A 24,708-nucleotide genomic window follows, 5' to 3' on the forward strand; every position below is an offset into this window, starting at 1 on the left:
CAACAGGGGCCCGAATCCAGGGGACGAACCGGTCTGTCGCGGCGCGCTTAAAGCGCTGTTGACGTTTTGAGATGCCCACGGGCACAGTTTCAACACGCCCTTGCACGGCCTGTCCAAGAGATGACACCTCAATGCAAGCCTCTGCAAAGGAGCCGCCAAGCCGGCTCGCTCAACGTCGCCGCGACAGATCCTGTTCTACTTGATGAAGGCAAGCCGTGATCGATCGAGCGTGATCGTCACAGCCAGGATTACGATAAGCCCCGTTACCATGATTTGTATGTAGGTATGCACCCCTGCGATGTTCAGGCCATTTTGAAGAACGGCAATCACCAACACGCCGATCAACGTTCGATACACGCCCCCTGAACCACCCGAAAGAGCGGTTCCACCCATGACCACAGCCGCGATTGCCTGAAGCAGCAGATCATCTCCCATCCGTGCGGTTCCGGTCGAGGTTCGCGCGACAAGCAGCAAACCCGCAATTCCGCAGAGCATCCCGGATGCGATAAAGGCGATCGCTTTGGTACGAAGGACATCGATCCCGGAGAGCCGAGCGGTTACCCCTCCACCTCCGATTGCAAACAGAGATCGTCCGAAGTGGCTTCGCGCGCCCACGAAAGAAGCCACCGCAAAGATCAGGAGCGCCAGGATTCCGGAATTTGGAATCCGTCCGATCATAGCGCCGGATGCAATCCACGTGAGATCCGGACTGCGAAAAAACACATTCACCCCACCGCTGATCCAGGTGGAAATGCCGCCAATAATGGTCATCGTGCTGAGTGTAGCGACAAAGGAAGGGATTCGCAGACGCAGCACCAATATCGCGTTGAGAAGACCACAAAGAGCCCCAATCGTCGCGGCAGCAAAAACAATCGCACCAGGGCTGAACCCGAAATCCCGGATCAGGACCGCCGACGAGATCGCGACAAACGTCACGATCGCGCCAACGGAAAGATCGATTGATCCCATCAGGATGACGAAGGTGATTCCCGTCGCCACGATCAGAAGGATCGACGATTGCCTCATCAGATTGAAAAGGTTTATCCAGCTCAGGAAGCGAGGATTGATGGCTGTGAAAACGATGACCATCGTCAACAGCAGAAGCACCGGGCCGCCCGGATTGATGATCGTGCGGTGTCGGCTGCAAAACTGTCTTGCAATCTCCACTCCCGCCTCGAGACCCAATCTCGATCTACGCGCCTTCATCTCAGACCATGTGCCGGACAAGTTCCTGCTCCGTCGGTTTATCATTGGCAGGCGCGTCCCGCTCGAACTGGATTTCGCCGTCGCGCATCACCAGGATCCGGTTTGATAGACCGATGAGCTCGAGTAGGTCGTCCGATATCAGAAGAATGGATGCTCCCCGGCCTGTCAGATCCCGCAGGACGCCATAGATTTCTTCTTTTGCGCCGACATCAACGCCACGGGTGGGATTGTCGAGCACGAGAACCTGAACGCCTCGCGCCAGCCATTTTGCTAGCACCACCTTCTGCTGGTTTCCCCCGGAGAGGAATTGGCAGAGCTGTGTCGGCCCGCTGCATCGGATGCGCAAGCCATCGACGTGTTTCTGGGCCAACGACCGTTCTCGCGAGGCCGATATGATACCAGTCAACCGGGACACCAGCGGCAGCGAAGCTAGGGAAATGTTTGCTTCGACTGACATGTAAGGCACGATGCCTTCGGTCTTTCGCTCCTTGGGTACAAAACCCACGCCGTGCGCGATCGCAGCCTTGCCACGCCCCCGAAGAGGCAGGACTTTTCCGTTCACCTCGACGGTGCCGGTTGGCGGAAACGGATCAAATCCGACGATGGCCCTTCCCACCGCCTCCTTGCCGCACCCCACAAGTCCGCCAATTCCGACTATCTCCCCCTTGCGAACCTCGAAGCTGACGTTCTTAACGTTGTCACCCTCAAGGCCTTTGGCCGCGATCACAATGGGCGCTTCGGTAACGTCCAGCTGGCGCTTTTCCTTGAAGTATTCCTCATCCCGGATTCGCCCCACCATCGCCATGTGAAGGTTCTGCTCGGAAATCCGTTCCTCGGCAAACTCACCCACGTTTCGACCATCTTTGAAGACATAGATGCGATCACATAGGTCTATATATTCGGAAAGCCTGTGCGTGATGAGGACGAAGGACGCTCGATTTCGGAACCGCCGGATCGAGTCGAAGAGAAGCCTGACTTCGCGCTCACCGATCGCCGCTGTCGGCTCGTCAAGCAGGATGATCGGGTGATCAATATGGAAGTACTCGGCTAATGCGAAGGCTTTGGCGATCTCGATCATCTGCCGATCGTGGAACGCGTAGTCGCTCGTGCGTCGGCGCGGGTCGATATGATCGAGACCAAGGTCCTTCAGATGCTTTTCGCTGAAGGCGATCATCGCGCTTCTATCGACGATAGCCAGCCGGTTGGTAAAATTGGATTCCAGCGACAGAAAGATATTCTCGTAGACCGCCAGGTTCGGGATAAGCGCCTGCTCCTGGAACACCATCGAAATCCCCGCCTCGACGGCCTGGGTGTAACGGAGTGGGCTAAACGGTTTGCCGAACAGCTCCATCTCGCCGCCACTCGGGGGATGGATGCCGGCAATCATTTTGAGGGTTGTGGATTTTCCCGCCCCATTTTCACCGGCGATTCCGACAATCTCGTTCGGAAATATCTCCAGATCAACTCCCTCGACGACCAGGTTGCCGTTGAAGCTCTTGGATCCGCTCCGCATCCTGAAGATCGGATTTCTTACCTCCCTCATCTCACGTCCTCCGCGCTCACGCGCTTCGTGTTGAGGAGAACAGCGAGCAGGATGACGACACCCTGGATGATCGCCTGCAGATGAGGCGCGAGCGCGAGCGTGTTCAAGCCGTTCGAAAGAGTCGTCGTGAAAAGCACCCCAAGGATCGTCAGGCGCACATTGCCGAATCCTCCGGTGATGGCAGTACCGCCGACGACCACCGCAGTAATGGTATCAAGGGTCATGAAGCTGCCCATTGTCGCCGTGGCCGACCCAAGACGCGCGGCCAGCAGCGCCCCGGCAAACCCTCCCAGAAGGCCTGACAATGCGAACGCCTGTATTTTGATGGTATTTACTTTGACCCCGACGAGGGCAGCTGTTTGCTCATCGCTTCCGAGTGCAAGTGTCATGCGGCCAAAACGAGTGCGTAGGCCGAGGAGGACTGCAGCGAGGTAGATTATGAGGGAAATCAGGACCGCGTTGGGGATCACATGGAGCCATGCGCCCTGGGCCATGTCAATCACGGCGGCATCAGATACCGTCAGCGATCGGCCATCAGAGATAAAGAGCACGGCACCCGAGAGAGTCGTTGCGGTTGCAAGCGTCACCAGGATGGAGGGGATCCTGAGATAGACGTAGACAAGCCCGTTGATCACACCACAGGACAGGCCGACCAGACAAACGATAGGAATCGACCATAAACCGAAGTCCGGCGCCATCCGCGCAACCAGCATGCCGCAGAAGCTCGCGATGGCTCCGATCGACAGATCAATGCAGCCCATCAAGATCACGAAGGTCGCACCAACCGATGCAACCAGGAGGACAGAACTGGATAGCCCAATTGCCCTCAGGTTTCCCACGGTCAAAAACGAAGGGGCTGCGAGGCCGATCGCCGCGCATGCGACAGCAAACACCGAAATGGTTATGATGCGCCGCGATAGCTCGCCATCTCCACGCCCGACCTGCCATGCCTGCAACATTTTGCGATCCGATTGAGCATTTTCTTCAAAGGATGCCTCCCTCAAGGAGGGAGGCATCCAGACACATTTACTCCGGGATCCGCTGCTTGTAGTGGTCCTTATACTCCGCGGTCAGCTTCCCCACACAACCAGCGTCGAAGGCTTCTTGATAGGTCTTCGGAAGGTTGTAACCGGCCGGCATACGGCTTCCCCAATAGGTCTTCACGTCGATCGGCCAGACGTAGTTTTGAGGGTCCCAGTCATTGGGATGGAGCGCGCGCGACATTTTCTTCCAGTCAAACGGCAGCTTTTCGCCCGCGAGAAACTCCTGATATTTGTCCACATTCGCTGCGGTGATCAGCGTCGCTCCAGTGTACATCATGCGTTCGCACGGACTCGGCTTGAACCCCTTGGCCGCATCGTACGCCCGCACAAGAGCAAAACCGGCCTGCCACTGCGGCGTAAAGCCCATGGTCGCAAGAATTCGGCCTTCCTTCACCAGCTTGAGCGTTTCGCGATTGCCGTCAAGGCCCGTGATCGGGATGCGCATACCGGCATCTTCGACGGCCTGCATTGCTCCGAGTGCGATCGAGTCGTTTTGAGCGAATACCGCATCGATCTTCGAATGTGCCACCAGCAGATCTTCCATGACCTTGCGGGAATCGACCTGGTTCCATTTTCCGGGCTGGCGGGCAACGACCTTGATGTTCGGGTATTCAGCTAGAGCTTTTTCCAAGCCTGCGGTTCTGGCGATGTCCGCATCAACCCCGGGAAAGCCTGTAATATGAACAACGTTGCCTTTTCCGCCGATCTTGTCAAAGAGCAGCTTTGCTATTCTATAGCTGTTATCGACGTCGTCCGGGGAGAAGAAGGTTGCGAACGCAAAGTTGTCTTGACCCGCGTCCAAGGGATGAAAGCCGGGCAAGGATTCCCAGACAGCAACGTGCACTGCCCCAGCTTTCTTGGCCATCTCGACGATCGGCTTGATGTTTGCTGCGACGAGATTCTCGCCGAACGTGATTTTGACGCCCGCCGCGAATTGAGCCTCGTAGATTTCGATCTGCTTTGCGGCATCACCCTTTCCTGAAAGGATGCGGTAGTTTAAGCCGAGGGCTTTCGCCGCCTGCTCGGCTCCTTGCGACCAGTTGTTGAAATACTCGTTCTCGAGCGTGGAGACCTCAGACAGGACATCCTCGGCCCTTGCGACCGTAAATGATGCCAATAGCGCGGCCGTTGCAAGAAAGTATGTAGACAAGTTGCGCATTAGTTCCCTCCTCTGCTTGATTGAAACATCGATCGTCTCTCGAAAAGTCCGCAATCCGGCTGCACCTGCCGGCATCCCCCGATGGTGCGACGGGCTCGACTAATTGTCGCGCTCACGGTCTCCCGCGCTCGCACAAGCAACGTCGGCATCAAAGGTCGTGATGATGACGATGGCGGGACGACTTCGGCGTCACGCCTCCCGCCACTCCTACATCTTCTTCCAGTCGCCAATCTGCTCGAACGCATGCGCCGCCCGATAGATGGTCGTTTCCTCGAAGTGACGACCTACGAGCATCAGACCCACCGGCAGGCCATCTACCATTCCGCAGGGCAGCGACATGGCCGGATGGTGCGTGAAGTTGAACGGAGCGGTGTTGGTGAACATCTCCGTCGCGCGCGTGATATAGTCCTCTCGGCTGACATCGTGCGGAGGCAGTTGGGTCGCCTTCATGGGCGTCGTTGGCATCAGAAGGAGATCGTAGTCTTTAAGCGTCTTGTCGTAAGCAGCCCTCAGGCGGCGAGAGACGTTGACAGCCTTGCCGTAAAACCGCGGCCCGTAATTGTTGTTGATGTAAGTGCCGAGCAACAGAAACAACTTCGCCTGCTCGGACAGGGCGTTCGCTTTCCGGCGCCAACCCCGATGAAAGTCCATGAGTGACAGTGAAAAGAGATCTGATCGACTGGTGCCATAGCCGTCGCCAAACATCATGGTCTGCGTTGCGCCCTCGGTACCGATCGGCGTCCAGATTGCGGCTCCCTGGAGATGCATCGGAACTGAAACTGTCTCTACCGAGGCGCCGAGATCCTTGAAGCGTTTGGCCGCTTCACGAACGCTTCTGTTGACCGCAGCTTCCGCTCCGGGTTGCTCAAAACCCTCCTTCAGAACACCGATCTTCAATCCACTGATACTTTGGCCGAGCGCCTTGGTGTAGTCTTCGACTTTCGGTGCCTTGATGCGCGGATCGTAACCGTCATCTCCAGCAATCACTTCCAGCAACAATGCGTTGTCGGCGACCGTTGCGGTCATGGGACCGGCGTGGTCCAAGGTCATTTCATTGGGCATGATGCCGGTATAGGGGACTAGACCCCAGGTCGGCTTCATGCCGTAGATTCCGCAAAAGGACGATGGCATGCGGATTGAGCCGCCCTGGTCGCCGCCGATCGCCATATCGACTTCGCCAAGGGCAACGACAACGCCGGAGCCCGAAGACGAGCCGCCGGCGGAGTAGCCCATCTTGTGAGGATTGTGCACGGGTCCGAGCGCACCGGTATGGCTGCCGCCTGATGTGCAAAAACATTCACAATGCACCTTGCCTGCAATTTCGGCGCCCGCGTCCAGCATGCGGGTGACAATGGTCGCATCGATATCCGGGACAAATCCTTCAAGCGTCGCCGACCCGTTCATCATGGGCACCCCGGCGAGCATGATGTTGTCTTTCAGCGCGACGGTCTTTCCCTTGAGCTTCCCGCTCCGCGCCCCTACCACGCTCGCCTTTCGATACCAGGCGTTGTGCGGGTTCTCCTCGGCTTTCGGCTGATAGCCCGGCGTACGAGGATACTTCACCGCGGGCAACTCGTCGGGAACGGCGTCGATATAGTTGTATGCTTCAAGCGCCCCCTTCATGAGGCCGCGAAAGGAGGCAAGGTCTTCATCGGAAAGTGAAAGACCGCATTGCCCTGCGACATCTCGCAACTGTGCTGGTGTAGGCGGGACGATTGACACTGGGCTTTCCTCCTCGAGATCGGGCTATTTCGTATGTGTGAGGCCGCTCTGCGGTGGCTCGTCACTAACATTTCAAGGAAATATGCTTGGTGCAGCCGAGTCATCGGGGCCAACGCTCAGAACTGGGTAATTTTGAGTAATTCATTCTACAAAAATCGCCGAGAAAAGAAGCAATTTATGCGGGAATAATGCGCATCCAGCGCGCTCAAGTCAGTCCTACTAGGCAGAGAGATCATTTGTGTACCAACACGGCGAACAGCTGGGGACCAGATACGGCTCTCGCGTCTACATCCCAGAGCTGTCGGATTAGCCGCGATCCGGACCAAGATTACCGCAACAGGTAGCCGGCCACACTCGCAGAAGAGCCGTGGATTGCGGTGGCCCCTCGATGCAGCGTCCAATTCGGTGCCTGGAGGTTCACTCCTGCACACTTAGGCGATGCGATGGCGCAAAGCGGCTTGGATGTGCTTTTCCAACGCATCCTCGACACTGGCAACGTCCTCAGATCGAGTAATCATCGAGTAATCAGGGGCTGCGGGACGAATGATGATGCAGGATCTGCCACGCACCGTCTTTGTGGCTCAGTACGAAAGTGAAACGAGCCGGTGTCGCCACAATCTGATCCGTGAAAGATTGGGAAAAGACATAATTGCCCACCACCAGAACGAGGTTGGCCGCCAATCTCGCAGAACGCCAGACCTCAAATTCCACTGTATGCGTGCCACGGAAATAGGTGCGAATCTCTTCAGCACCCGAATAGAGCTTCGAGCTCGAAGTACCGTAGAGCGAGGCGTCAAGTGCGTATAAGGCCGCCAGCTTCTCGACGTCGTGAGCGTTGAAGGCTTGCGCCCAGAGCACCAGGAACGCGCGCACGTCCGGCATCACATCGTCGATATTCAAATTAGACACCCACCCGACATGGCGAAGACATCTGTTGGGATATTGTAAGACACGAGATGAGTCGCGTTTAAAACTTCCTGGCGATCGATTATTGACATCGCCGCCTCAAAAGATCGCCGCTGCTGGATTTCTCCAACAGCGGCTTAGTCTAGGGAGGAAGCAGACAAGCCGGCCTGCCAGCGGATTCCCATTACGTGACCTCAGCAAGCTGCAACACGGAGATTGTTTGTCGCGCCCCTCAGCCCAAATGGCGCCCCGGAGATCACGATCGCCAAATCACCCGGCTCGGCGTAGCCTTCCTTGCGCGCCATCGCCGCCGCCATTTGCGTGACGTCGTCGGAGTTGGAGGGATCGGCTGCAACGATGCTGTGTACCCCCCACAGCAAGCTCATGCGCCCCGCGACCCTCTCGTCTGGCGTAAGAGCGAGAATCGGGATCAGCGGCCTTCTACGCGCGATACGAGCGGCGGTGGTCCCGCTTGCGGTGAACCCGATGATCGCTCTCGCATCAATCGCGGCTGCCAGATCCGCGCCCGCGGCCGCAACCGCGTGAGGGGGCGTGATTTCCTCACCGACCTGCGATGCGTCGACAAGCGACCGATAGAGATGATGCCGCTCGGTGCTAGTGATGATTCTGTCCATCATGATAACCGCCTCGATGGGATAGGCTCCGCTCGCCGATTCAGCAGAGAGCATGACGGCGTCGGCGCCATCGTAGATGGCGGTCGCGACATCGGACGCTTCTGCGCGCGTCGGCGTCGGCATAGCCGTCATCGAATCCAGCATCTGAGTTGCGACGATCACGGGCTTGGCGGCAAGCCGACAGGCGCGAACGAGCTCCTTTTGCCGTGAAGGCACCTCCTCGAGCGGGATCTCGACACCAAGATCGCCGCGCGCGACCATAATGCCGTCCGACAGGGCAATGATATCGTCGATACATTCGAGCGCCGTGGGCGTTTCGATCTTGGCTATAAGACCTGCAGCTTCACCGATCAGGGAACGTGCTTCGAGGAGGTCCGACGGCCTTTGAACGAACGACAGAGCGACCCAGTCGACGCCAAGTTCGAGGCCGAAGGCGATGTCGGCGCGATCCTTATGCGTCAAGGGGGATATATCAAGGAGCGCACCTGGGAGGTTTACTCCCTTGTGGTCACGGATCACGCCGCCCACGATAACTCTCGCGATGATCTCTTTGTCGCCAGGACAAGCAACGCTCAGACGGACTCGGCCGTCATCGATGAGGACGTCCTGGCCGGGATGGACGGCTGCGAAGATTTCGGGATGAGGCAGGGGAATGGACTGTTTTCCATCCCCTCCTCCGTCGAGCGAAAAGCGAACCGTTTCGCCCGCATTCAGCATCAACTTGCCGCCATCTAATGAGCCGATGCGAAGCTTCGGTCCTTGCAGATCCTGCAGTACGCCGATTGGCGTGCCGACCTCCCGTTGAAGCTGCCGGATAGAGGCAAAAACCCTCGCATGGTCATCATGCGATCCGTGACTGAAATTGAGCCGGAACGTGTCCGCACCTGAAAGATAGAGAGAGCGGATCATCTCGGGTGCGGCGGTCGCCGGCCCCACCGTCGCTACAATCTTGGCAAAACGAGAACGACGCATCTTGGATCCCCTAGTTAGAGGATGAAACCAGTGTGAATGAAATTTGAATGGCGTCCCTCGACGATGGTATTCAGAATCTCGCGCGATGGGCTCGTGTACTTCGCGGCCACCATGGATCGAATGGAAAACGAACGTAGCGCATCTGTGACCGACAGGGTGCCTTCGGCTGCGTCCTTCCTGCCCGTGAAGGGAAACACGTCCGGGCCACGCTGGCATTGACAGTTCAAGTTGACGCGGCAAACCTGATTGACCAGGGCATCCGACATGCGACCGATCACATCGGGGTCGCGGGCGAACAAGCTCACCTGCTGGCCATGTTCAGAGGTCGCCACGTAATCAAGCGCGAGGTCGACATCCTCGAAATCCAACATGGGGATGAGCGGGCCGAACTGCTCCTCCCGAAAGAGCCGCATGGACGGCTCCACGGGATAGACGACTGCGGGATAGAATAGAGTGCCTACGGTCGTCCCCCCGCCGGCGTTGAGGATGCGGCCGCCCTTCGTTACGGCGTCATCCAGAAGCGCGGCCATCTGGTTTACTTTCTCGACACTTGGCAAGGGCGTTAGGGTCACGTCTGGTGCCCAGGGCATGCCGATTTTTAGTTGGGCAAGCTCCGCCAGTAGCGCCGATATGAACGAATCAGCGACATCGCGGTGCACGAGCAACATCTTCAGAGCCGTGCAGCGCTGTCCATTGAACGAAAGCGCGCCTAGTAGACATTCCTTTGCTGCGAGTACGATATCAGCATCAGGCATAACGATCGCTGCGTTCTTTGCGTCGAGACCGAGAATGGCGCGCAGGCGGTTGGTTTTGGGGTGGAGTTTTTTAAGATGGTCGGCCACTCGGCTCGAGCCGATTAGCGTAAGGACATTGATTTTGCCGGTCTCAAGAAGTGTCGGGACGATTTCGGCGCCTTCACCGTAGGCGAAGTTGACTACTCCAGGCGGGAACGCGCTCCGGAAGACCTCTAGCAGCGGTTCGAACAAGAGAACGCCGTGTCGAGGCGGCTTGAAGACGACGCAATTGCCCATAAGCAAAGCCGGAATGAGCGTCGCGAAAGTTTCATTCAGGGGATAGTTGTATGGCCCCATGCAGAGGACAACGCCAAGCGGCGTTCGGCGTATCAGGGCAATCACTCCTTCAACGATTTCAAACCGCGAGTTGGCATTGTCGAGGTTTCGCAAGGCGTCGATCGTTTGCCGCACGTAGTCGACTGTGCGGTCAAATTCCTTTTCCGAATCCGCAAGCGTTTTGCCGATCTCCCACATGATAAGCCGTGTGACTTCGGCGCGGCGTGCACACATTCCGGCGAGAAATCTTTGCATCGCCAGGATGCGCTCTGAAACACGCATGGTGGGCCATGCGCCGCGCCCGCTGTCGCATGCAGCGACCGCAGCGTCGAGTGCAGCAATCGCGGCTTCGACGTCGCCGGACGGGTGGCTGCCGATCCGCATCTGCCTGAGCCCGCCATCACTTCCGCGGACCATCACGGGAGACAGAACGTTCTTGACCGGCCCTGTCCAGTCCCGCATTTCGCCGTTGACCAGGACACTCCGCTGTTCAATGGGCGCAATGGCGGCCTCATGCAAGGCCGCGTCATCGGCAGTCGGAAAGAGCACACTGAGATTACCGCGGTTCATCATCATCCCTGATTCACAACAAAGATTGTTAGGCGAAGAGACAATGAAATCGCGCAGATCGCGGTGCTGGCGGCGGCCTTCCCCTTTTCTGGCAGCCTGGAAACAACACTATCTGGCTCACTAGCACTCTTCGGCACGTCGCCGCCCGCTCGAACGGAACGGCGAGCATCAGCAAATTTCCGCGATCGCAGGACGGCAATCTCAATCCTCCCCTTAGGAAGCCACTCGCTTCTCCGTATTGGAGGCGGCGAGGATATCCGCCACGGCGCGGTAGCTGAAGACGATCGCGGGACCGATTGTGATCCCTGCCCCCGGGTAGATTCCGCGCATTAGCGAAGTCATGTCGTTGCCGCAGGCGTAGAGACCCGGGATTGGCTTGCGTTGTGCGTCCAGGACTTTGCCGTAGCTATCGGTTGCGAGGCCCGACGCAGTGCCAAGCGTTGCCGGAACGATCGGCAGCGCAATGAAGGGGCCCTTTTGGATCGGCCCGAGATTTGGGTTCTTTGGTCCGACCGATGGGTCTCCAAGCGTGCGGTTGAAGGCCGACTCACCACGCTTGAACAGTGGATCGATTCCTGCGGCGGCGTGGGCGTTGTGCTCCTCGATCGTTCTCTCGAGCTCGGCTGGGTCGAGTCCGATTTCCTTGGAAAGCTCTGGGATCGTTTTGCCCACCTTGATATATCCGAGCCGCGCGTATTTCCGGACGCTCAGCGTCCATGGCCACGGCAAAAGATGTCCCATGCCTCTGAGGCGAACGAAGTCGTAATCACAGACGAAATAGAACCGCTTGTCTGAGGGGTATCCGTTTGCGAACATTGCCAGGCAAATGTCATGGTAGGAGTTTGACTCGTTTACGAATCGCCGCCCGTTCGGCGCGACTGCGATGACGCCGGGACGCCCCCGATCGAGCCAGCCATACGGGATAACTTGTGAGGTGCTTCTGGTCTTAAGGATCGATACCGGTGTCCAGAACCCTGCGGACGCGACATCCTTATCGACTGCGGCTCCGACCTTCGTGGCAAGCCCAATGCCATCGCCGGTGACATCGGGATGAGCCAGTGTGTCGTCATGCTGATGTGGGCCGCTCAGCTCGGCTCTCAGCTGCGCGTTGCGCGCGAAGCCACCTGTTGCAAGTATGACACCATGGGAAGCACGCACGCGAACCTCGGAATGGGCGTGTTTGACGACTGCCCCCGTGACGCGTCCATCTTCCTTGATGAGCTCAAGGAGAGGAGACGCCGGCCATATTTCGACATCGAGCTTCCGCAAGCTCACGAGCAAGCGCGCGATCAACGCGTTGCCTCCACTGAATTCCGTGCCGCGCCTGTAGCTCAAGCGATCCCGCGCGTAGCGGCTCACGCGACGCAAGACGTGCTTGAGGGACGAAAACGATTGAAACGGATTCAGAAAACTTCGTACCTCGCCGGACGAGATCATCATCCCTCCAAGTACAACACGAATGGGATCCCCGATGAGATTGAAGTCTTTGCCGAGAAGGCGCGCATCGTAGGGGGCAGGGCTGAGTGCCCGGCCCTTGTCTACGCCGCCGATTTGGCTCGAGTGATAATCGGGCGCCGAGGCCAGTGTGAACTTGACCTCGGTCCCGTTCTCGAGCGAAGCAAGCGCGGTTGGACCGTCCTCCAGATAGGCTCCGATGAAGTCTTCCCGGTAGTAATTGCCCAGTTCATGCTGAAGATAGGTCCGGGCCTTGGCAAGTGAATCATCGATTTTTGCGGACCGCGCCTGGGGCGAGCAGGGAATCCAGATCATGCCGTTTGAGAGGGCTGTCGTTCCGCCAAGTCGCGGAGATTTTTCGCAGACAGTCACTCGAAGTCCAGCCTTCGCCGCATAGAGGGCCGCCGACAGACCGGCTACGCCGCTGCCGATCACGAGAACATCGGTTTCCCGATCATCTGCTGATCTGCCCGCTCGGGAGAGCGCCATCGTGTTCCGCTTGCCTGATTGGTTGATTGGCTTGTTCATTCCAGCCTCTTTCTTATTTGCGATGAACATCAGTTTTGCTGCGGCAGAGGAACGGCTTTAAATTCTTCTGCCGCCGCTTTCACTGCACGTTCGATTGGGATGCGTTCGATGGAGGAGGCTCCAACGAAGCCGACGCATTCGGTCGAGCGGTAGACCTCAAACGTATCCTGTGGCTCGGAAATTGCCCCGCCGTGGCAGAGGAGAACGATGTCTGATCGGACCGCCTTGGCTGCCGCGTTGATCTCGTTGATGCGCCTGATCGCATCCTGGATCGACTGTCCTTCCTCGTGGCCCACGAGCCCGCCGCGGGTAGCGCCGACATGAGGGACAATGCAGTCCGCTCCGCTGTTTGCCATCGCTTTGGCGTCTTCAGGGCTCGCGACGTAGGCAAGCGAGAAGATGTTCTTTTTGCAAGCAGTCGCAATCATCTCGACTTCGCGCTCGAAGCCGAGCCCTACACGACCGCGGCGGTCACGCCATTTTTCTCCCATGGTGGAGATGGTCGGGTAGTTGATCACGCCTGAGAAACCGGCGGCCGAGAACTTGTCCAGAAGAGCGTCAAGATCGAGCCGGAGGGGATCCCAGGCTTCAACGCCGCCAATCACCGGCACGGAGGATACGACGTTGCGGATCTCCGCAGCGAGCTCCAGCGTACGGGCGTTGGAATCGCCGATGCGGCTGGTGGGGAGCCCCATGAGCCGCGATAGACCAGTGCTGTAGACCACCAGCATATCGGCGCCTCCGAGCGCGGCGCATTTTGCGACCAGACCACAGCTACTCGCTGCGGCAAGCACTGCTTTTCGTTCCGCGACCTGGTTCGCGATCTTCGAGAGAATTTCGGCTCGATCAAACATCCGCACGAGATGAACCTCCTTGCCCCAACTGTTCGAGGATCCACGTCACAGCGGCCTCGGCGAATTCGGGATCGTTGATGTGACAGTCCAGTTCGTGGACCGTGATCTCTCGTTGGAGATTGCCCTTGATTGCCTCAAGCCACGCCTTGTCGGCGTCCACATCCCAAAAAACGCCGCCCTCTCGGTCGTAATCCGACACGCCTTTGGCTGGCCAAAGCACGACGGCAGGCCCCTGGGCCTGCGACAGCCGCTCGGCCGTAAGCCGGCCGATATTCGCGTTCTCGGCAGAGGTCGTGCGCATCAGCGTCGTGTAAGGCGTGTGGGAATAGAGCCGGCGGCCTCGGAATTGATCGGGAACGCTGGACGGCGGTCCGAAATTGACCATATCAACCGCGCCGGGCGCGATGACTTGCGGGATCTGTTGGCGCGAAGCCGCCTTTAGCCGACCGGGACCTGCGCTGGCCGTACCTCCTACCAGTTCATCGGCCAGCTCCGTTGTGGTCAGATCGAGCACGGCATCGAATTCGCCGGCAGCGATCAGTTGCTCCATTTTCCGGCCACCTGCCCCATTGGCCGGAAAGACGATCGCGTCCAGACCAGCATCGGCAAGTCGCGACACGCACTGATTTGCAGCCGGCGTGGTCACGCCGAAGGCCGTGATCGCAACAATCTTTCTTTCGCGTTCATGCTTGCTGGGCTCATAGTGCATGGCGGAAATAGCTCGCCCTGCATTCTCCAGCACTCTTGCCGTGAAGGCGTTGATGCCGAAGAGATCGACTAGGGTTGGATAGAGTATGATGTCGTGGTGGGTCGCGAGTTCGGCGAGGAGCGCCGGCCGCGCACTCGTGACCAGTAGCTTCGGGAAGCCGTAGGGCAAATCGGACACGATCTCGCCGAAAGCCGCGCTGCCCTTCCCTCCTGCGATCGCGACGATCGCGCTGATCTCGCCAGAGGCCAGGAGCCCGGCAACTCGTGTGCGCGTAGTGGCGGCTATCTCTTTCAGGAGCTCGGCTGGTGAGGCCAGTCGCGCTCCCGCACCGTCAGTTGGCCGCGCCAAATTCGGATTACTGGACGTACCGATATCGATCAGGACCGTACTTCTGCCCCGTGCCTTGATGACATCCGCGAGGAAAGAGGCTTCCTTGCCCTTGGTGTCCATTGTGACCACGACCGCCACCGCGCCCAAGGCAGCAGTTGCCGGCTCGGATAGATGACCATCCCGGACCGACCTCTGGTCGTCCGCGCAATGGTGAGACACGGTTGCCCTCCCGGACCATTCTTGACAGCAGGTGGTCTAGACCGGGCCAAAACCGGGTATAAGATCGACGAAACGCGTAAATGGGTAAGATTGGGTAGAAGCCTTGAGAGCGACAATTATCGGCAGACTCAGCACAGACGTCTTGGCTCCCCGCGGGATGTCCCTGCAGATCTATGCCCCGTCGCTGCGCAGCCTTCCTGAGCACGCTATGCTCGTAATGGCGACCCTGCCAATCATCGACTGGAACGACTGCCTGTTGCGGGAATTGCGCGCTGTCAAAAAGAGGGCGCCCGTTCCTGCCTATGCGGCGATCGTCATGATCGATCCCTTTGCATGCTGGGAGGATTTCGCCGACTTGTTGAAAGATGCTGAGATCACCGGGATCATAAACTTTCCACCCGCCTCGATACTTGAACGGTCGAGCGGAGGCGTGCCGGTCGATACCGGACAGGAGCTCGAGCTTCGGCGCATGGAATGGTTCGCAGGCCTTGGGTTCAAGGTGTTATTCGCGGCCGCCAACGAGTCGGATATCACGGCGGCGGAGCTGCGGTTAGGCTCGCAACTAGATGGCGTTGTCTATTTACCCGCGGAGGCGCTCGCTCTGACGATTGGAACCGACATCGGGCTGGTAAGCCTTGGAGCTCAGGGGTCGTCGGTACCGAAGTTCGCGCTCCTGGACGCAACCGCTGCAAGGAGGCCGCTTCCAACGTGAGAAGCGCAGCGCTATTCGAGGATCCGCAGCTTCTTGATCTTGTTGTATAGCGTTTTTCTTGAAAGCCCGAGAGAGCGGGCGGTCCTGCCACGGTGAAGCCGGTTTCTTTTCAGGCCTTCAATGATCCACTCGCGTTCGGATAGCGAAGCGGAGGGCTTGGCATGTGACTGGGCATCCAGAAGCGGTCTCAGCACATCGGCCGTGATGTGGGTTTCCCGCAGGGTCACGAGCTGGTTTACGATCTGGCGCAATTCCCGCAAATTGCCAGGCCAGTCATGACCGGCGAGCGCCAGGAATGCAGAATTCTCAATTGCAAGCGTCTGAGCCCTCGAATCCCCTTTTGCCTCGACCGTGAAGTGTTGAATAAGTTGCGGAAGATCCTCGAGCCGGTCTGGCAAAGCCGGCAGCTCGATATCGAGCCCCGCAAACAGGGCAAGCAGCCTGGGACACAGCACTGTTTCAAGGCTAGCCCCTCGGGCGACGGTGGCGGTCGCGATGATCCGCGCCGTGGAGCGGACAACCGCGACCCCATTCAAAGGTGTGAAACCGCCGGTCTCGAGGTAATCGGCAAGACGCTCCTGCCCCTCGCGCGAAAGCTGGTCAACATGCAGCAGCAAGACCGCACCATCGCTTGACGTTTCCAGGAGGGACAATTGGCGCCTTCTGGTCTCATCGCGCTCGGCGCCAAACAATGCTCCCAGCGTATCGATCGCCGGGCCTGGCCGGCACTGGAACAGCGCCGCCTTGGCGTGCTTGCGATCGCTAAAGGCGTGTACGAGGCCTGCTATTCTTCGTTTCCCCGAGCCGGCTTCGCCCCAGACAAGCACTGGATTGGGGTTGGCGGCCAAGCGTTTTGTCGTCTCGAGGATGCGCTTCATCGAAGACGCCTGCGCGATGACCCCGTGCCTGAATCCGCTCAACTGGAGCTGCCGTTCAAGCAAATCGACCTTCTCCCGCAACAAGTGGATGGTTTTGAAGCCCGAGGTCACCTCAAGGACGGACATCTCCAATGGCACGCGGTCCAGCGAAGAGCCTCCAATGAAACCCTGGATTCCCGTCTCGCGGCAGATGTCCAACAATTCGTCGGGCCTTGTGATCGGTCCGCCGCCAAGGAGGCAGATAGTACTCTTGTCGATCGACTGAGCGACGCGCGCCACGGCACTGGTGCGGGCTGCAAGCTCCGACAAGCTAATCGACGGGTCGGAAGCACTTTCCACACCGCGGTTCAGGTTGAAGTTGATGCAGATCGCTTCGGCACCCGCTTCAACCATGCGTCTTGCTTCGGCCTGGGTGCGCGTATAGGCGATGGTCATCAGGCCGCGTTTTGCGGCCTTCACCAGAAGCTCGGTCTCTCGGGCGTAACCAAGGCCGCACTTCTCGAGCAACGACCTTCTGTAATCATCGATGTGTATGACAGATGGAAAGTTGGTGACGCCGGAAAACCCCCATTTGATGATCCGATCGAGCCAGCGGTCAAGATCGAGCTGCGGATCGAACGTGCAGGCACCGAAGAATACGGGTAGTTTCGTGCTAGGCAGGATCTCGGTCCGTCCAAAGCTGGCCACGAACTCGTTGCAATTGCGGATTGGAAGGATGGATGCAGGCGAGGAGCCGCCCATCGCTCGGAAACGGCCCGCGTTGAGCGCAAGAACGAAATCTGCGCCCGCCCGTTCGGCCGCTCGTGCGGTCATGCCAGAACCGATTCCCGCCCCAAGTACAAAAGAGCGGGAATTTCGGAAGAACTGCCTGATACCGGCTTCCTTCACCTCATCCGTCCGCTATCCAAAACTCGAGCTGACATCATCGCCCAGCTTAAGCGAAAGACTAGCTCCAATTCGCCGGCGCGTGCAACCGCCGAAGCGCCCTGCCGTTGCTCATGAACAGGTGGCAATCCGCGGGAGCCGCAGCAAGACGAAGCTTCCCCGCCATTTTTAGCGGCTCGGGTTTTGGCGCCTTGGCAACCACTGTTTCGTTTCCCGCGTTGCCGTAGATGTAGGTGACGCTGCCGAGATGCTCGACGAAATCGACGTCGAGCTCGATGGCGATTTCCTGCTGCGTAGGTGAGGACGCGGAGAAATCATCGGGCCGGATTCCGAGCGTGATCGGCTTGCCAATCAGTCCTTTGTCCGGTTGGACCGGTACGGAGACAGTGGTGCCGGCCTTCAGTCGCACGTCTACACCTCCCTCGTGTGCCGCCTCGACCTCGCCGCCCAAAAAGTTCATTTTGGGCGAGCCAATGAATCCCGCCACAAAGCGCGACGCCGGATTGTGGTAGAGATCGTGCGGGCTGCCGACTTGCTCGATATTTCCGTCCTTGAGCACGACGATCTTGTCCGCCATGGTCATCGCCTCGACCTGATCGTGCGTGACATAGATCATTGTGTTGCCGAGCTGCTTATGAAGCTTGGCAATCTGAACCCTCATCTGCACCCGCAATTCCGTGTCCAGGTTGGAGAGGGGCTCGTCGAACAGGAACACCTTTGGTTCGCGCATGATTGCGCGCCCGATCGCGACGCGCTGCCGTTGTCCCCCTGAGAGTTGTCGGGGCTTGCGGTCCAAGAGATGATCGATCTGCAAGAGCAAAGCAGTCTCCCCTATCCTAGTGGCGATCTCGGCTCTCGTAGCCTTGGCCATACGCAGAGGGAAGGCAAGGTTCTCTCTCACGGTCATATGCGGATAGAGAGCGTAGCTTTGGAATACCATGCCGAGGTTGCGGTCCGCCGCGTCGATATCGTTGACGAGTTCATTATCAATCAGGAGCCGCCCGCCGCTGATGGGCTCCAGTCCCCCAATCATACGCAACAACGTGGACTTGCCCGACCCGGATGGACCGACGAAGACGACGAATTCGCCGTGATCGATTGTGAGGTCAATATTGCGCAGGACCTCGATCGTTCCATACACCTTTCTCACGCCTTCCAGGCGGACGTCGGCCATTATCCCCTCCTCTGTGGTGACCGTCCCGAGAGAGCCGCGGTCACATCGATCTCGCCCAAGCTCGACACCACGAAATCGGGCAGTATCAACGACGAGTCCTCCCGGGCCGGCACACCGGTCGTGACAAGCACGGTCGGTAGACCTGCCCTCTTTCCGGCCTGAATATCGGTCGGGATTTGATCGCCGATCAGAATAGTTGAATCGCGAGCAGTACCGAGCCGAGAAAGTGCCGTTTCGATCATATGCGGTTCTGGCTTACCGACGATTAGTGGTTTCACTTGCGTGGCGGCAGCAATAGCGGCGATCGTTGCACCAGCTCCCGGTTCGAACCCGGTCGTCGTCGGAAGCAGAAGATCAGGGTTGGTGCCGATAAAGGCGGCTCCATTCAAGATCGCGTCAACCGCGATCCGCATCTTCTCGTGCGTGATCTCGCGATCGAGCCCCATCACTACGGCTTCGGGGGCTCGCTCGGTGATCTCGAGTCCTGCGCCAACTATTGCCTTCACAAGGGAGGGCGCACCGATGACATAGACGCGTGTCATTTTTGGGTATTTCGCACGGATGAGCTCCGCGGCCGTGACAGCGCTTGTAACTACCTCCCCGGGTGTAATCGCAAGACCGAATCCTTCCAGCTTGCGGACGACGTCCTCCGGCGTGTGCGTCGAATTGTTTGTCACGAAACAAAATCGTAAGCCGCTCGCCTGCCACCGAGCGAATGCTTCTATCGCATCTAAGATCGCTGCGTTTCCGCGATAGACCACCCCGTCCAGATCCGAGATGATGCCCTCGATTGGTGGCCAGCTGAGGTAAGAGCCTGCACTAGCCATTCATGAGCATCCCGCCGTTCACATGAACGATCTGACCGGTCATGTAGGAGGCTGCGGGACTTGCAAGGAAGACCGCAAGCCCCGCGATGTCTTCGGGTAACCCGACCCTTCCCAAGGGAATCCGGCCGCTATGGCGTGCTTCGGTCTCCTCCCGCGGTCGCCCGTGCATGGGTGTATCGATGATGCCGGGCGCGATTGCGTTGACGTTGATGTTGAGAGGAGCGCATTCGTAGGCGAGCAGCTTGGTTACGTCGTGGACGATCGCCTTCGACAAGCAATAGTCTGCTCCACCGGCCTGGTAGTTGAAAACGGCGCCTTGCGAGGACAGTGAGGAGCCAACGTTGACGATGCGACCACCTTTGCTTTTCATGAAACGCTCGATGGCCAGTTTCGAGCAGCGCAGCACGGCGACCGAGTTGATCTGTATGGTACGCTCGATCTTGTCAGCATTGCCGTTGAGAAGCGGCTGGGCCGATTTTATACCGGCGTTGTTGATCAACACGTCTAGCCTGCCGAACCGCCTGGCAATCTCGTCGAGAACCCTGGCAACGTCTTCCTCGCGTGCCACATCCATCGCCATTGGCAATATGCCGTTCCCGTAAGGTAACCTCGTCAGAATCTCTCGGAGGTTCTCCAGGTTGGCGTCGGTCGCCATGACGTTTGCGCCGCCTTGGCGAAACGCATTGGCAATGGCGGAGCCGATGCCGCCACCCGCTCCGGTGACGAGCACGGTTCTATCGGCAACTGAGAACTGTTCGGTCATTACAACTCCAAGATCGTTTGGGATTTCAGGAACTCGTCGACGGCCTCGCCGTTCGGCATCGAACTTTGGGCGCCTCGCCGTGTCACGCACAATGCAGCTACTGCCAGAGCCTTCTTAACGGCTTCTCGCAAAGGCAGCCGCTGGGCGAGTGACGCCGCAAAGGCTCCGTTAAAGGCATCGCCCGCGGCAGTCGTATCAACGACCTTCACAGGAAATGCTCGCAGGGCGAAAGATGTTCTGGCATCAGCGTAATAGGCACCCAGCGCCCCGAGGGTGATCAACGCGGCTGCTGGTCCGAGGTCCAGGAGCTTCCCCGCTGCATGAGCGGCACTGTCAAAATCATGCACCTCGACTCCGGTCAGCTCGAACGCTTCCGTCTGGTTCGGCGTGACGAAATCGACATTTCTCCACGCCGTCGACGAAAGTCCGGCCCTTACGGGTGCAGGATTAAAGATGAGATCGAATTCTCGGTCGCGTTTCATCTCGAAGAGGCGATTGAGGGCCGGAATCGGCATGCCCATCTCGGCGACAACGATGGCGTCGCGCTCAATGAATTCGGCAGCTCTGTCGATCATGCCCGGCGTGACGTTCAGATTGGCACCCGGATCTATGACGATCATGTTGGCGCCGTCGTCACCGACCAGAACTAGAGCTGAGCCCGATACTTCGCCTGGGCAACTCTCAATTGCGTCAGCGCAAACGCCGGCTTCCCGAAGCGACTGCAAAAGCGATTGGCCCGCATCATCATCCCCGAGCCGCGTGTAGAAGTGTGGCCGCAGCCCGAGCCGGGCGGCGGCAACGGCCTGGTTGGCGCCCTTGCCCCCGGGGTTGCGATTCAAGGCTCCCATCAGGCTTTCGCCCGGCGTCGGAAGTCGCTCGACATTGAAGCAGAGGTCGAGATTGGTCGTTCCAAAGAACATCAATGGTCTGGGACTCATTTCACGGCACCGAAGGTAAGACCACGTTCCAGATGGCGCTGGCCAAGGACAATCAGAATGACGGGAATGATCATCGTCACCACGAGTCCGGCGGCCATTACAGGGTAGAACTGCACACCCGGATTGAGCAGCTTGAGAAGAGCGACTGTCACCGGCGCCCTGGTCGAGCTTAAGATCAGCCCGAGGGCGAAGTTGTGCCAGGCAAGCAGGAAGATGAGCAACGAGGCGCCAATGAGGCCGGGCTTCAATAGCGGCAGCACGATGTGCAGCACGACTCGGAACGGTTTCGCGCCGTCCATAGCAGCGGCTTCCTCAATGTCCTTCGGGATGTCTTCGATATAAGAGCGGCTCAACCAGACGATCATCGGCAGGGTGACGACCTGGTAGACCCAGATCATGCCGAAATAGGTGTCGTATAGCCCAATTGCTTGGAAGACGCTGAAGAGCGGGATAACGACCAGCAGAGCCGGAGCAAAGCGGAAGCCCAGAATGAAGAAAGCGATGTCTTCCTTCAGAGGTATGTCTCGCCTCGCCAGCACGTAGCCGGCGGGCACTCCGACGAGCACAGATATGATCACGGAGCCGAGCGCAATGATCACGCTGTTCGTGATCGGTGTCAGGAAATCCACCTTGATCGTGCCGTAACTGGTCGCGCCAGCCTGAGCGACATCAAACAGGACGCGAAAGTTCTCCAGCGTTGGCTGGAAGATGAACGTCGGGGGCCAAGTCATGACCTCGGACTGCTGTTTGAGCGACGTCATCAGGATCCAGACAAGGGGAAATGTCAGGATCAGCGCGCAAATAGCGACGAAGAGATTGAGTGTCAAGTTGGTCGTGGTTGCTCGTCTTAAGCGCATTTGCGGCCTCGATCAGCTCACACGCTGGCGGACGAAGCGCCACAGTTTGACCATGGCGAGTGTTCCGATCAGCACGATCAACCAATTGATCACCATGAGCGTGGCACCACGACCAAAGGCAAGATTTTGGAAGGCCGTAATGTAGGCGCGTACCGAAAGGACGGCAGTGCTGTCGCCGGGCCCTCCTTGCGTGGTCCCGAAAATGATGTCGAATTGATTCAGGGATTCGATCAATCGAAATACCGCGGCAATTAGAATATATGGGGCGACGAGCGGTAGCTCGATGTACCAGAAGGTGGCCCAGCCTTTCGCTCCGTTGACCCGCGCGGCCTCCCTCACTTCATCATTGATGCCCTGGAGGCCGGCGAAAATGATCAGCGCGAAGAAAGGCGTGTAGGTCCACACGTCGATCAGAACTAGGGAGAACATCGCCGTTGTCGGATCTGAAATCCACGCAAACCGGCTGATCCCGACAAGTGACAGCAAATAATTCAGAATCCCGTTTTGCGGATCCATCATTGTCGTCCACATGAGCGCGACGCTCATCGGCGGAAGGACCAGCGGCAGGAGAATGACGGGCCGCATCAAACGCGCAAGGAAGACATCCGTGGCGAACAGCTTGGCAAGCGCCAGTCCGAATAGAGCTTCTGCCAACACCGCCAATCCCGCGTAAGCGAGCGTCGCGCGCACGCTATTCCAGAAATCCTCGGTCTTAATCAGCGCGGCATAGTTATTGAGACCTATGAAGCGAACCAGCGGTCGTCCAAACCTGAGGTCAGTCAACGACTGATAGACTCCGTAGAAGAACAGGAAAAGAAAACCGAGCAGGATGATGATAGCCGGCGCGACCGCGGCAATGCTCCACCAGTCAAAGCGCCGCCCGTCGGCGCTCTTCACCGGCTCGTCCTTGGGCGCAGCAAGCTGGGTGACCGTCGACTGTAGCGTCACGATTCCGTTGAATCCTCGAAAGTCCATCTCATTGTAACTCTACGATGCGAGGGAGCGGCAACTGAGGTTGCCGCCCCTTTTCCGCTTCACATGGACGAGCGGATACCCGAGGCGAGGTCAGTCAGCGTCGTTTTCACGTCCGCGCCGTTGACCATCTTCTGCATCGCCACAGCCCACGCGTTCATTGCTTCGGCGAATCCGACCCGGGGCGTAAAAGCGAGCGCAGCTCTGTCCTGCACGCTGTTGAACGTGTCGACGAAGTTATTGAATTCCGGCTTTGCCGCATATTCCAGCCAAGCCTTATCGCTCCATGTCGAGGCGCGAGGAGAGTTAACGAGCTTGCCGGCAACCGCACCGTTCAGCTCGACCTGCTTCGACGTTGCCCACTGAATGAACAGCCAGGCAGCGCCCTTCTTCTGGGACGCAGCGTTTATCGCCAAGGACCAGATCCAGATGTTCGATTCGAAGTTCTTGCTGTTCGGAGCGTGCAATGGGGGTGCGAAGGCGATCTTGCCCGAGGCGGGCTTGCCGGCAACATCGTTCCAAAAGCCGAACATGTTGGAATCGATTGCCATCGCCGTCCGTCCGGAATTGATGCCATCGACCACTTGATACCAGTTGTCGTTGGCAAAGGACGGAGCCGCACACTTCTTGATCATGTCCACATAGTCCTTGTGGAACGCGATCGACTCGGGCGAGTCTAGGCCTGTTTCCAACTTCCCGTCCTTGACGACGAAATCATGGACGCCGTAGGACTTGGCGATCGAGATTGCCGCCGTGTGGATGCTGCTCCAAAAGCGCACGCCGCGCACGCCCAATGGCGTGATGGCAGGGTCGGAGGCTTTGAGCTTTTCGCAAGCGACGGACATCTCAGGCGGCGTTGTCGGAACCTTGATTCCGTATTTGTCTAAGATGTCCTTGCGGTAAAACAGCTGGATGTTCTCGAAACCGTGCGGGATAGCCCACACTTGGCCGCTTCCCGGCTCGATCTGCCCCTCCTTCACTTTCCAGGTGAGCGCGTTCCGCAGTGCAGGGAAGAAATCCTTGTAGTCGTAGCTGGCAGCGGTGAGTTTTGAATCGTTCAGATAGCGATCGAGCGGCTCAAGCAACTGTCCCGGCGCGAGATCCCAGGCAGGCTGAATCCCTGTACCCACAACGTCCCAACTCGGCGATTTCGTGCTTAGTTGGATGGTGAGCTTATTCCAATAGGCATCGTCCGGATAAAGCTCCGGCGTCACCTTGATGCCCGTCAGCTTCTCGAACTCCGGCAGCTGGGCCGCAACGGCGTCAGCATACGGATGGATGTCGTATGCCCAGACGATCGACGCACCTTCGAACTGCCGCCAGTTGATTTCGTCTGCTTTGGCTTGCTCGAAAGCAAAGGCCGTTCCGGATAAAAGCGTAGAGCAGATGAGAGCGCTTCTGGCAAAATTTATCGAATAGCCGCGAAAAGCGGCGAGCTTCCTTGGCATTAATCCCTCCTCTGGGCTCTTTGGCCCGGAAATCCACGTGCCCTCCTCTTCCAGGGCCGCAGTAGGGCGAAGGCTAGCCATCATTGTTTGGTCCTAGCCTCCCTTTCGCTCCAAGAGTTGGGTAAGATTGAGTAACTTCGAGAGATATCAGCTTCTCTAAAAGGAGCTGCCGATTGGGACAAAGGCAGACACGCACCAGCTGTAGACTTTGAAGTTGGATGAACGGAAGGGCGTCCATCGTGATGATTCAAAGACCTTCTTTCGCTTATGCCTTGTAAACTTTTCAGAAACTCATCGCCCTCGACCTTCAGTCGCGCGCTGTCGCTGGACAGC

General features: G+C 58.2%; 20 protein-coding genes. 1 reads left to right on the top strand and 19 read right to left on the bottom strand.

The genetic code is table 11. From position 1 onward, the window contains the following. Positions 1–195: 195 nt before the first annotated feature. The 11 genes from EI171_RS02425 to EI171_RS02475 all read right to left on the bottom strand — a co-directional run bounded on the left by EI171_RS02425 (position 196) and on the right by EI171_RS02475 (position 14,921). Positions 196–1,167 (bottom strand): ABC transporter permease, encoded by a 972-nt coding sequence (locus EI171_RS02425; protein WP_161532487.1) that lies wholly within the window; start codon positions 1,165–1,167, stop codon positions 196–198. Between the two features lie 40 nt (positions 1,168–1,207). Then, positions 1,208–2,749, bottom strand: a complete 1,542-nt coding sequence (locus tag EI171_RS02430; protein WP_161532488.1) for a sugar ABC transporter ATP-binding protein — start codon at positions 2,747–2,749, stop codon at positions 1,208–1,210. Then, a complete protein-coding gene (locus EI171_RS02435; RefSeq protein WP_161532489.1) occupies positions 2,746–3,753 on the bottom strand; it encodes an ABC transporter permease in 1,008 nt (335 codons plus the stop codon). The genes EI171_RS02430 and EI171_RS02435 overlap by 4 nt, the downstream gene beginning before the upstream one ends. 22 nt (positions 3,754–3,775) lie before the next feature. Further along, on the bottom strand, positions 3,776–4,951 hold the full coding sequence (locus EI171_RS02440; protein WP_161532490.1) for a sugar ABC transporter substrate-binding protein: 1,176 nt from the start codon (positions 4,949–4,951) through the stop codon (positions 3,776–3,778). A 207-nt stretch (positions 4,952–5,158) separates the two neighbouring features. After that, positions 5,159–6,673 (bottom strand): amidase, encoded by a 1,515-nt coding sequence (locus EI171_RS02445; RefSeq protein ID WP_161532491.1) that lies wholly within the window; start codon positions 6,671–6,673, stop codon positions 5,159–5,161. Between the two features lie 525 nt (positions 6,674–7,198). Continuing rightward, positions 7,199–7,582, bottom strand: a complete 384-nt coding sequence (locus EI171_RS02450) for an SgcJ/EcaC family oxidoreductase (RefSeq protein ID WP_246740433.1) — start codon at positions 7,580–7,582, stop codon at positions 7,199–7,201. A 191-nt stretch (positions 7,583–7,773) separates the two neighbouring features. Continuing rightward, positions 7,774–9,186, bottom strand: a complete 1,413-nt coding sequence (pyk, locus tag EI171_RS02455) for a pyruvate kinase (RefSeq protein WP_161532493.1) — start codon at positions 9,184–9,186, stop codon at positions 7,774–7,776. A 14-nt stretch (positions 9,187–9,200) separates the two neighbouring features. Next, a complete protein-coding gene (locus tag EI171_RS02460) occupies positions 9,201–10,832 on the bottom strand; it encodes an NADP-dependent glyceraldehyde-3-phosphate dehydrogenase (protein WP_202633095.1) in 1,632 nt (543 codons plus the stop codon). A gap of 207 nt (positions 10,833–11,039) precedes the next feature. Further along, positions 11,040–12,809 (bottom strand): FAD-dependent oxidoreductase, encoded by a 1,770-nt coding sequence (locus EI171_RS02465; protein WP_161532494.1) that lies wholly within the window; start codon positions 12,807–12,809, stop codon positions 11,040–11,042. 29 nt (positions 12,810–12,838) lie between these two features. Further along, entirely contained in the window at positions 12,839–13,663 is an 825-nt protein-coding gene (locus EI171_RS02470) for a phosphoenolpyruvate hydrolase family protein (RefSeq protein ID WP_161536903.1), read from the bottom strand. Continuing rightward, positions 13,656–14,921 carry a Tm-1-like ATP-binding domain-containing protein gene (locus tag EI171_RS02475; protein WP_202633096.1) on the bottom strand — a complete coding sequence of 422 codons (1,266 nt, stop codon included), beginning with the start codon at positions 14,919–14,921 and terminating at the stop codon, positions 13,656–13,658. The genes EI171_RS02470 and EI171_RS02475 overlap by 8 nt, the downstream gene beginning before the upstream one ends. 157 nt (positions 14,922–15,078) lie before the next feature. Between EI171_RS02475 and EI171_RS02480 the strand changes: the two genes are divergently transcribed. Beyond that, a complete protein-coding gene (locus EI171_RS02480; protein WP_161532496.1) occupies positions 15,079–15,633 on the top strand; it encodes a hypothetical protein in 555 nt (184 codons plus the stop codon). A gap of 11 nt (positions 15,634–15,644) precedes the next feature. Here EI171_RS02480 and EI171_RS02485 read toward each other — a convergent pair whose 3' ends face one another. The 8 genes from EI171_RS02485 to EI171_RS02520 form a co-directional block, all read right to left on the bottom strand. Further along, on the bottom strand, positions 15,645–17,399 hold the full coding sequence (locus EI171_RS02485; RefSeq protein ID WP_202633097.1) for a phosphoenolpyruvate hydrolase family protein: 1,755 nt from the start codon (positions 17,397–17,399) through the stop codon (positions 15,645–15,647). A gap of 58 nt (positions 17,400–17,457) precedes the next feature. Next, positions 17,458–18,570 (bottom strand): ABC transporter ATP-binding protein, encoded by a 1,113-nt coding sequence (locus EI171_RS02490; RefSeq protein WP_161532497.1) that lies wholly within the window; start codon positions 18,568–18,570, stop codon positions 17,458–17,460. After that, positions 18,570–19,397 (bottom strand): HAD-IIA family hydrolase, encoded by an 828-nt coding sequence (locus EI171_RS02495; RefSeq protein WP_161532498.1) that lies wholly within the window; start codon positions 19,395–19,397, stop codon positions 18,570–18,572. Before EI171_RS02495 ends, EI171_RS02490 begins: the two co-directional genes overlap by 1 nt. Then, positions 19,390–20,160 carry an SDR family NAD(P)-dependent oxidoreductase gene (locus EI171_RS02500; protein ID WP_161532499.1) on the bottom strand — a complete coding sequence of 257 codons (771 nt, stop codon included), beginning with the start codon at positions 20,158–20,160 and terminating at the stop codon, positions 19,390–19,392. The genes EI171_RS02495 and EI171_RS02500 overlap by 8 nt, the downstream gene beginning before the upstream one ends. Further along, on the bottom strand, positions 20,160–21,080 hold the full coding sequence (locus tag EI171_RS02505) for a ribokinase (RefSeq protein WP_246740607.1): 921 nt from the start codon (positions 21,078–21,080) through the stop codon (positions 20,160–20,162). Before EI171_RS02505 ends, EI171_RS02500 begins: the two co-directional genes overlap by 1 nt. A gap of 14 nt (positions 21,081–21,094) precedes the next feature. After that, positions 21,095–21,925: a carbohydrate ABC transporter permease gene (locus tag EI171_RS02510; RefSeq protein ID WP_246740435.1), complete on the bottom strand. Its 831-nt coding sequence runs from the start codon at positions 21,923–21,925 to the stop codon at positions 21,095–21,097. Positions 21,926–21,967: 42 nt separating this feature from the next. Beyond that, positions 21,968–22,903 carry a carbohydrate ABC transporter permease gene (locus tag EI171_RS02515; protein ID WP_246740436.1) on the bottom strand — a complete coding sequence of 312 codons (936 nt, stop codon included), beginning with the start codon at positions 22,901–22,903 and terminating at the stop codon, positions 21,968–21,970. A gap of 86 nt (positions 22,904–22,989) precedes the next feature. Continuing rightward, positions 22,990–24,375: a sugar ABC transporter substrate-binding protein gene (locus EI171_RS02520; RefSeq protein WP_246740437.1), complete on the bottom strand. Its 1,386-nt coding sequence runs from the start codon at positions 24,373–24,375 to the stop codon at positions 22,990–22,992. Positions 24,376–24,708: the final 333 nt, after the last annotated feature.

The sequence above is a fragment of the Bradyrhizobium sp. LCT2 genome (genome assembly GCF_009931255.1).
Lineage (GTDB): Bacteria > Pseudomonadota > Alphaproteobacteria > Rhizobiales > Xanthobacteraceae > Bradyrhizobium > Bradyrhizobium diazoefficiens.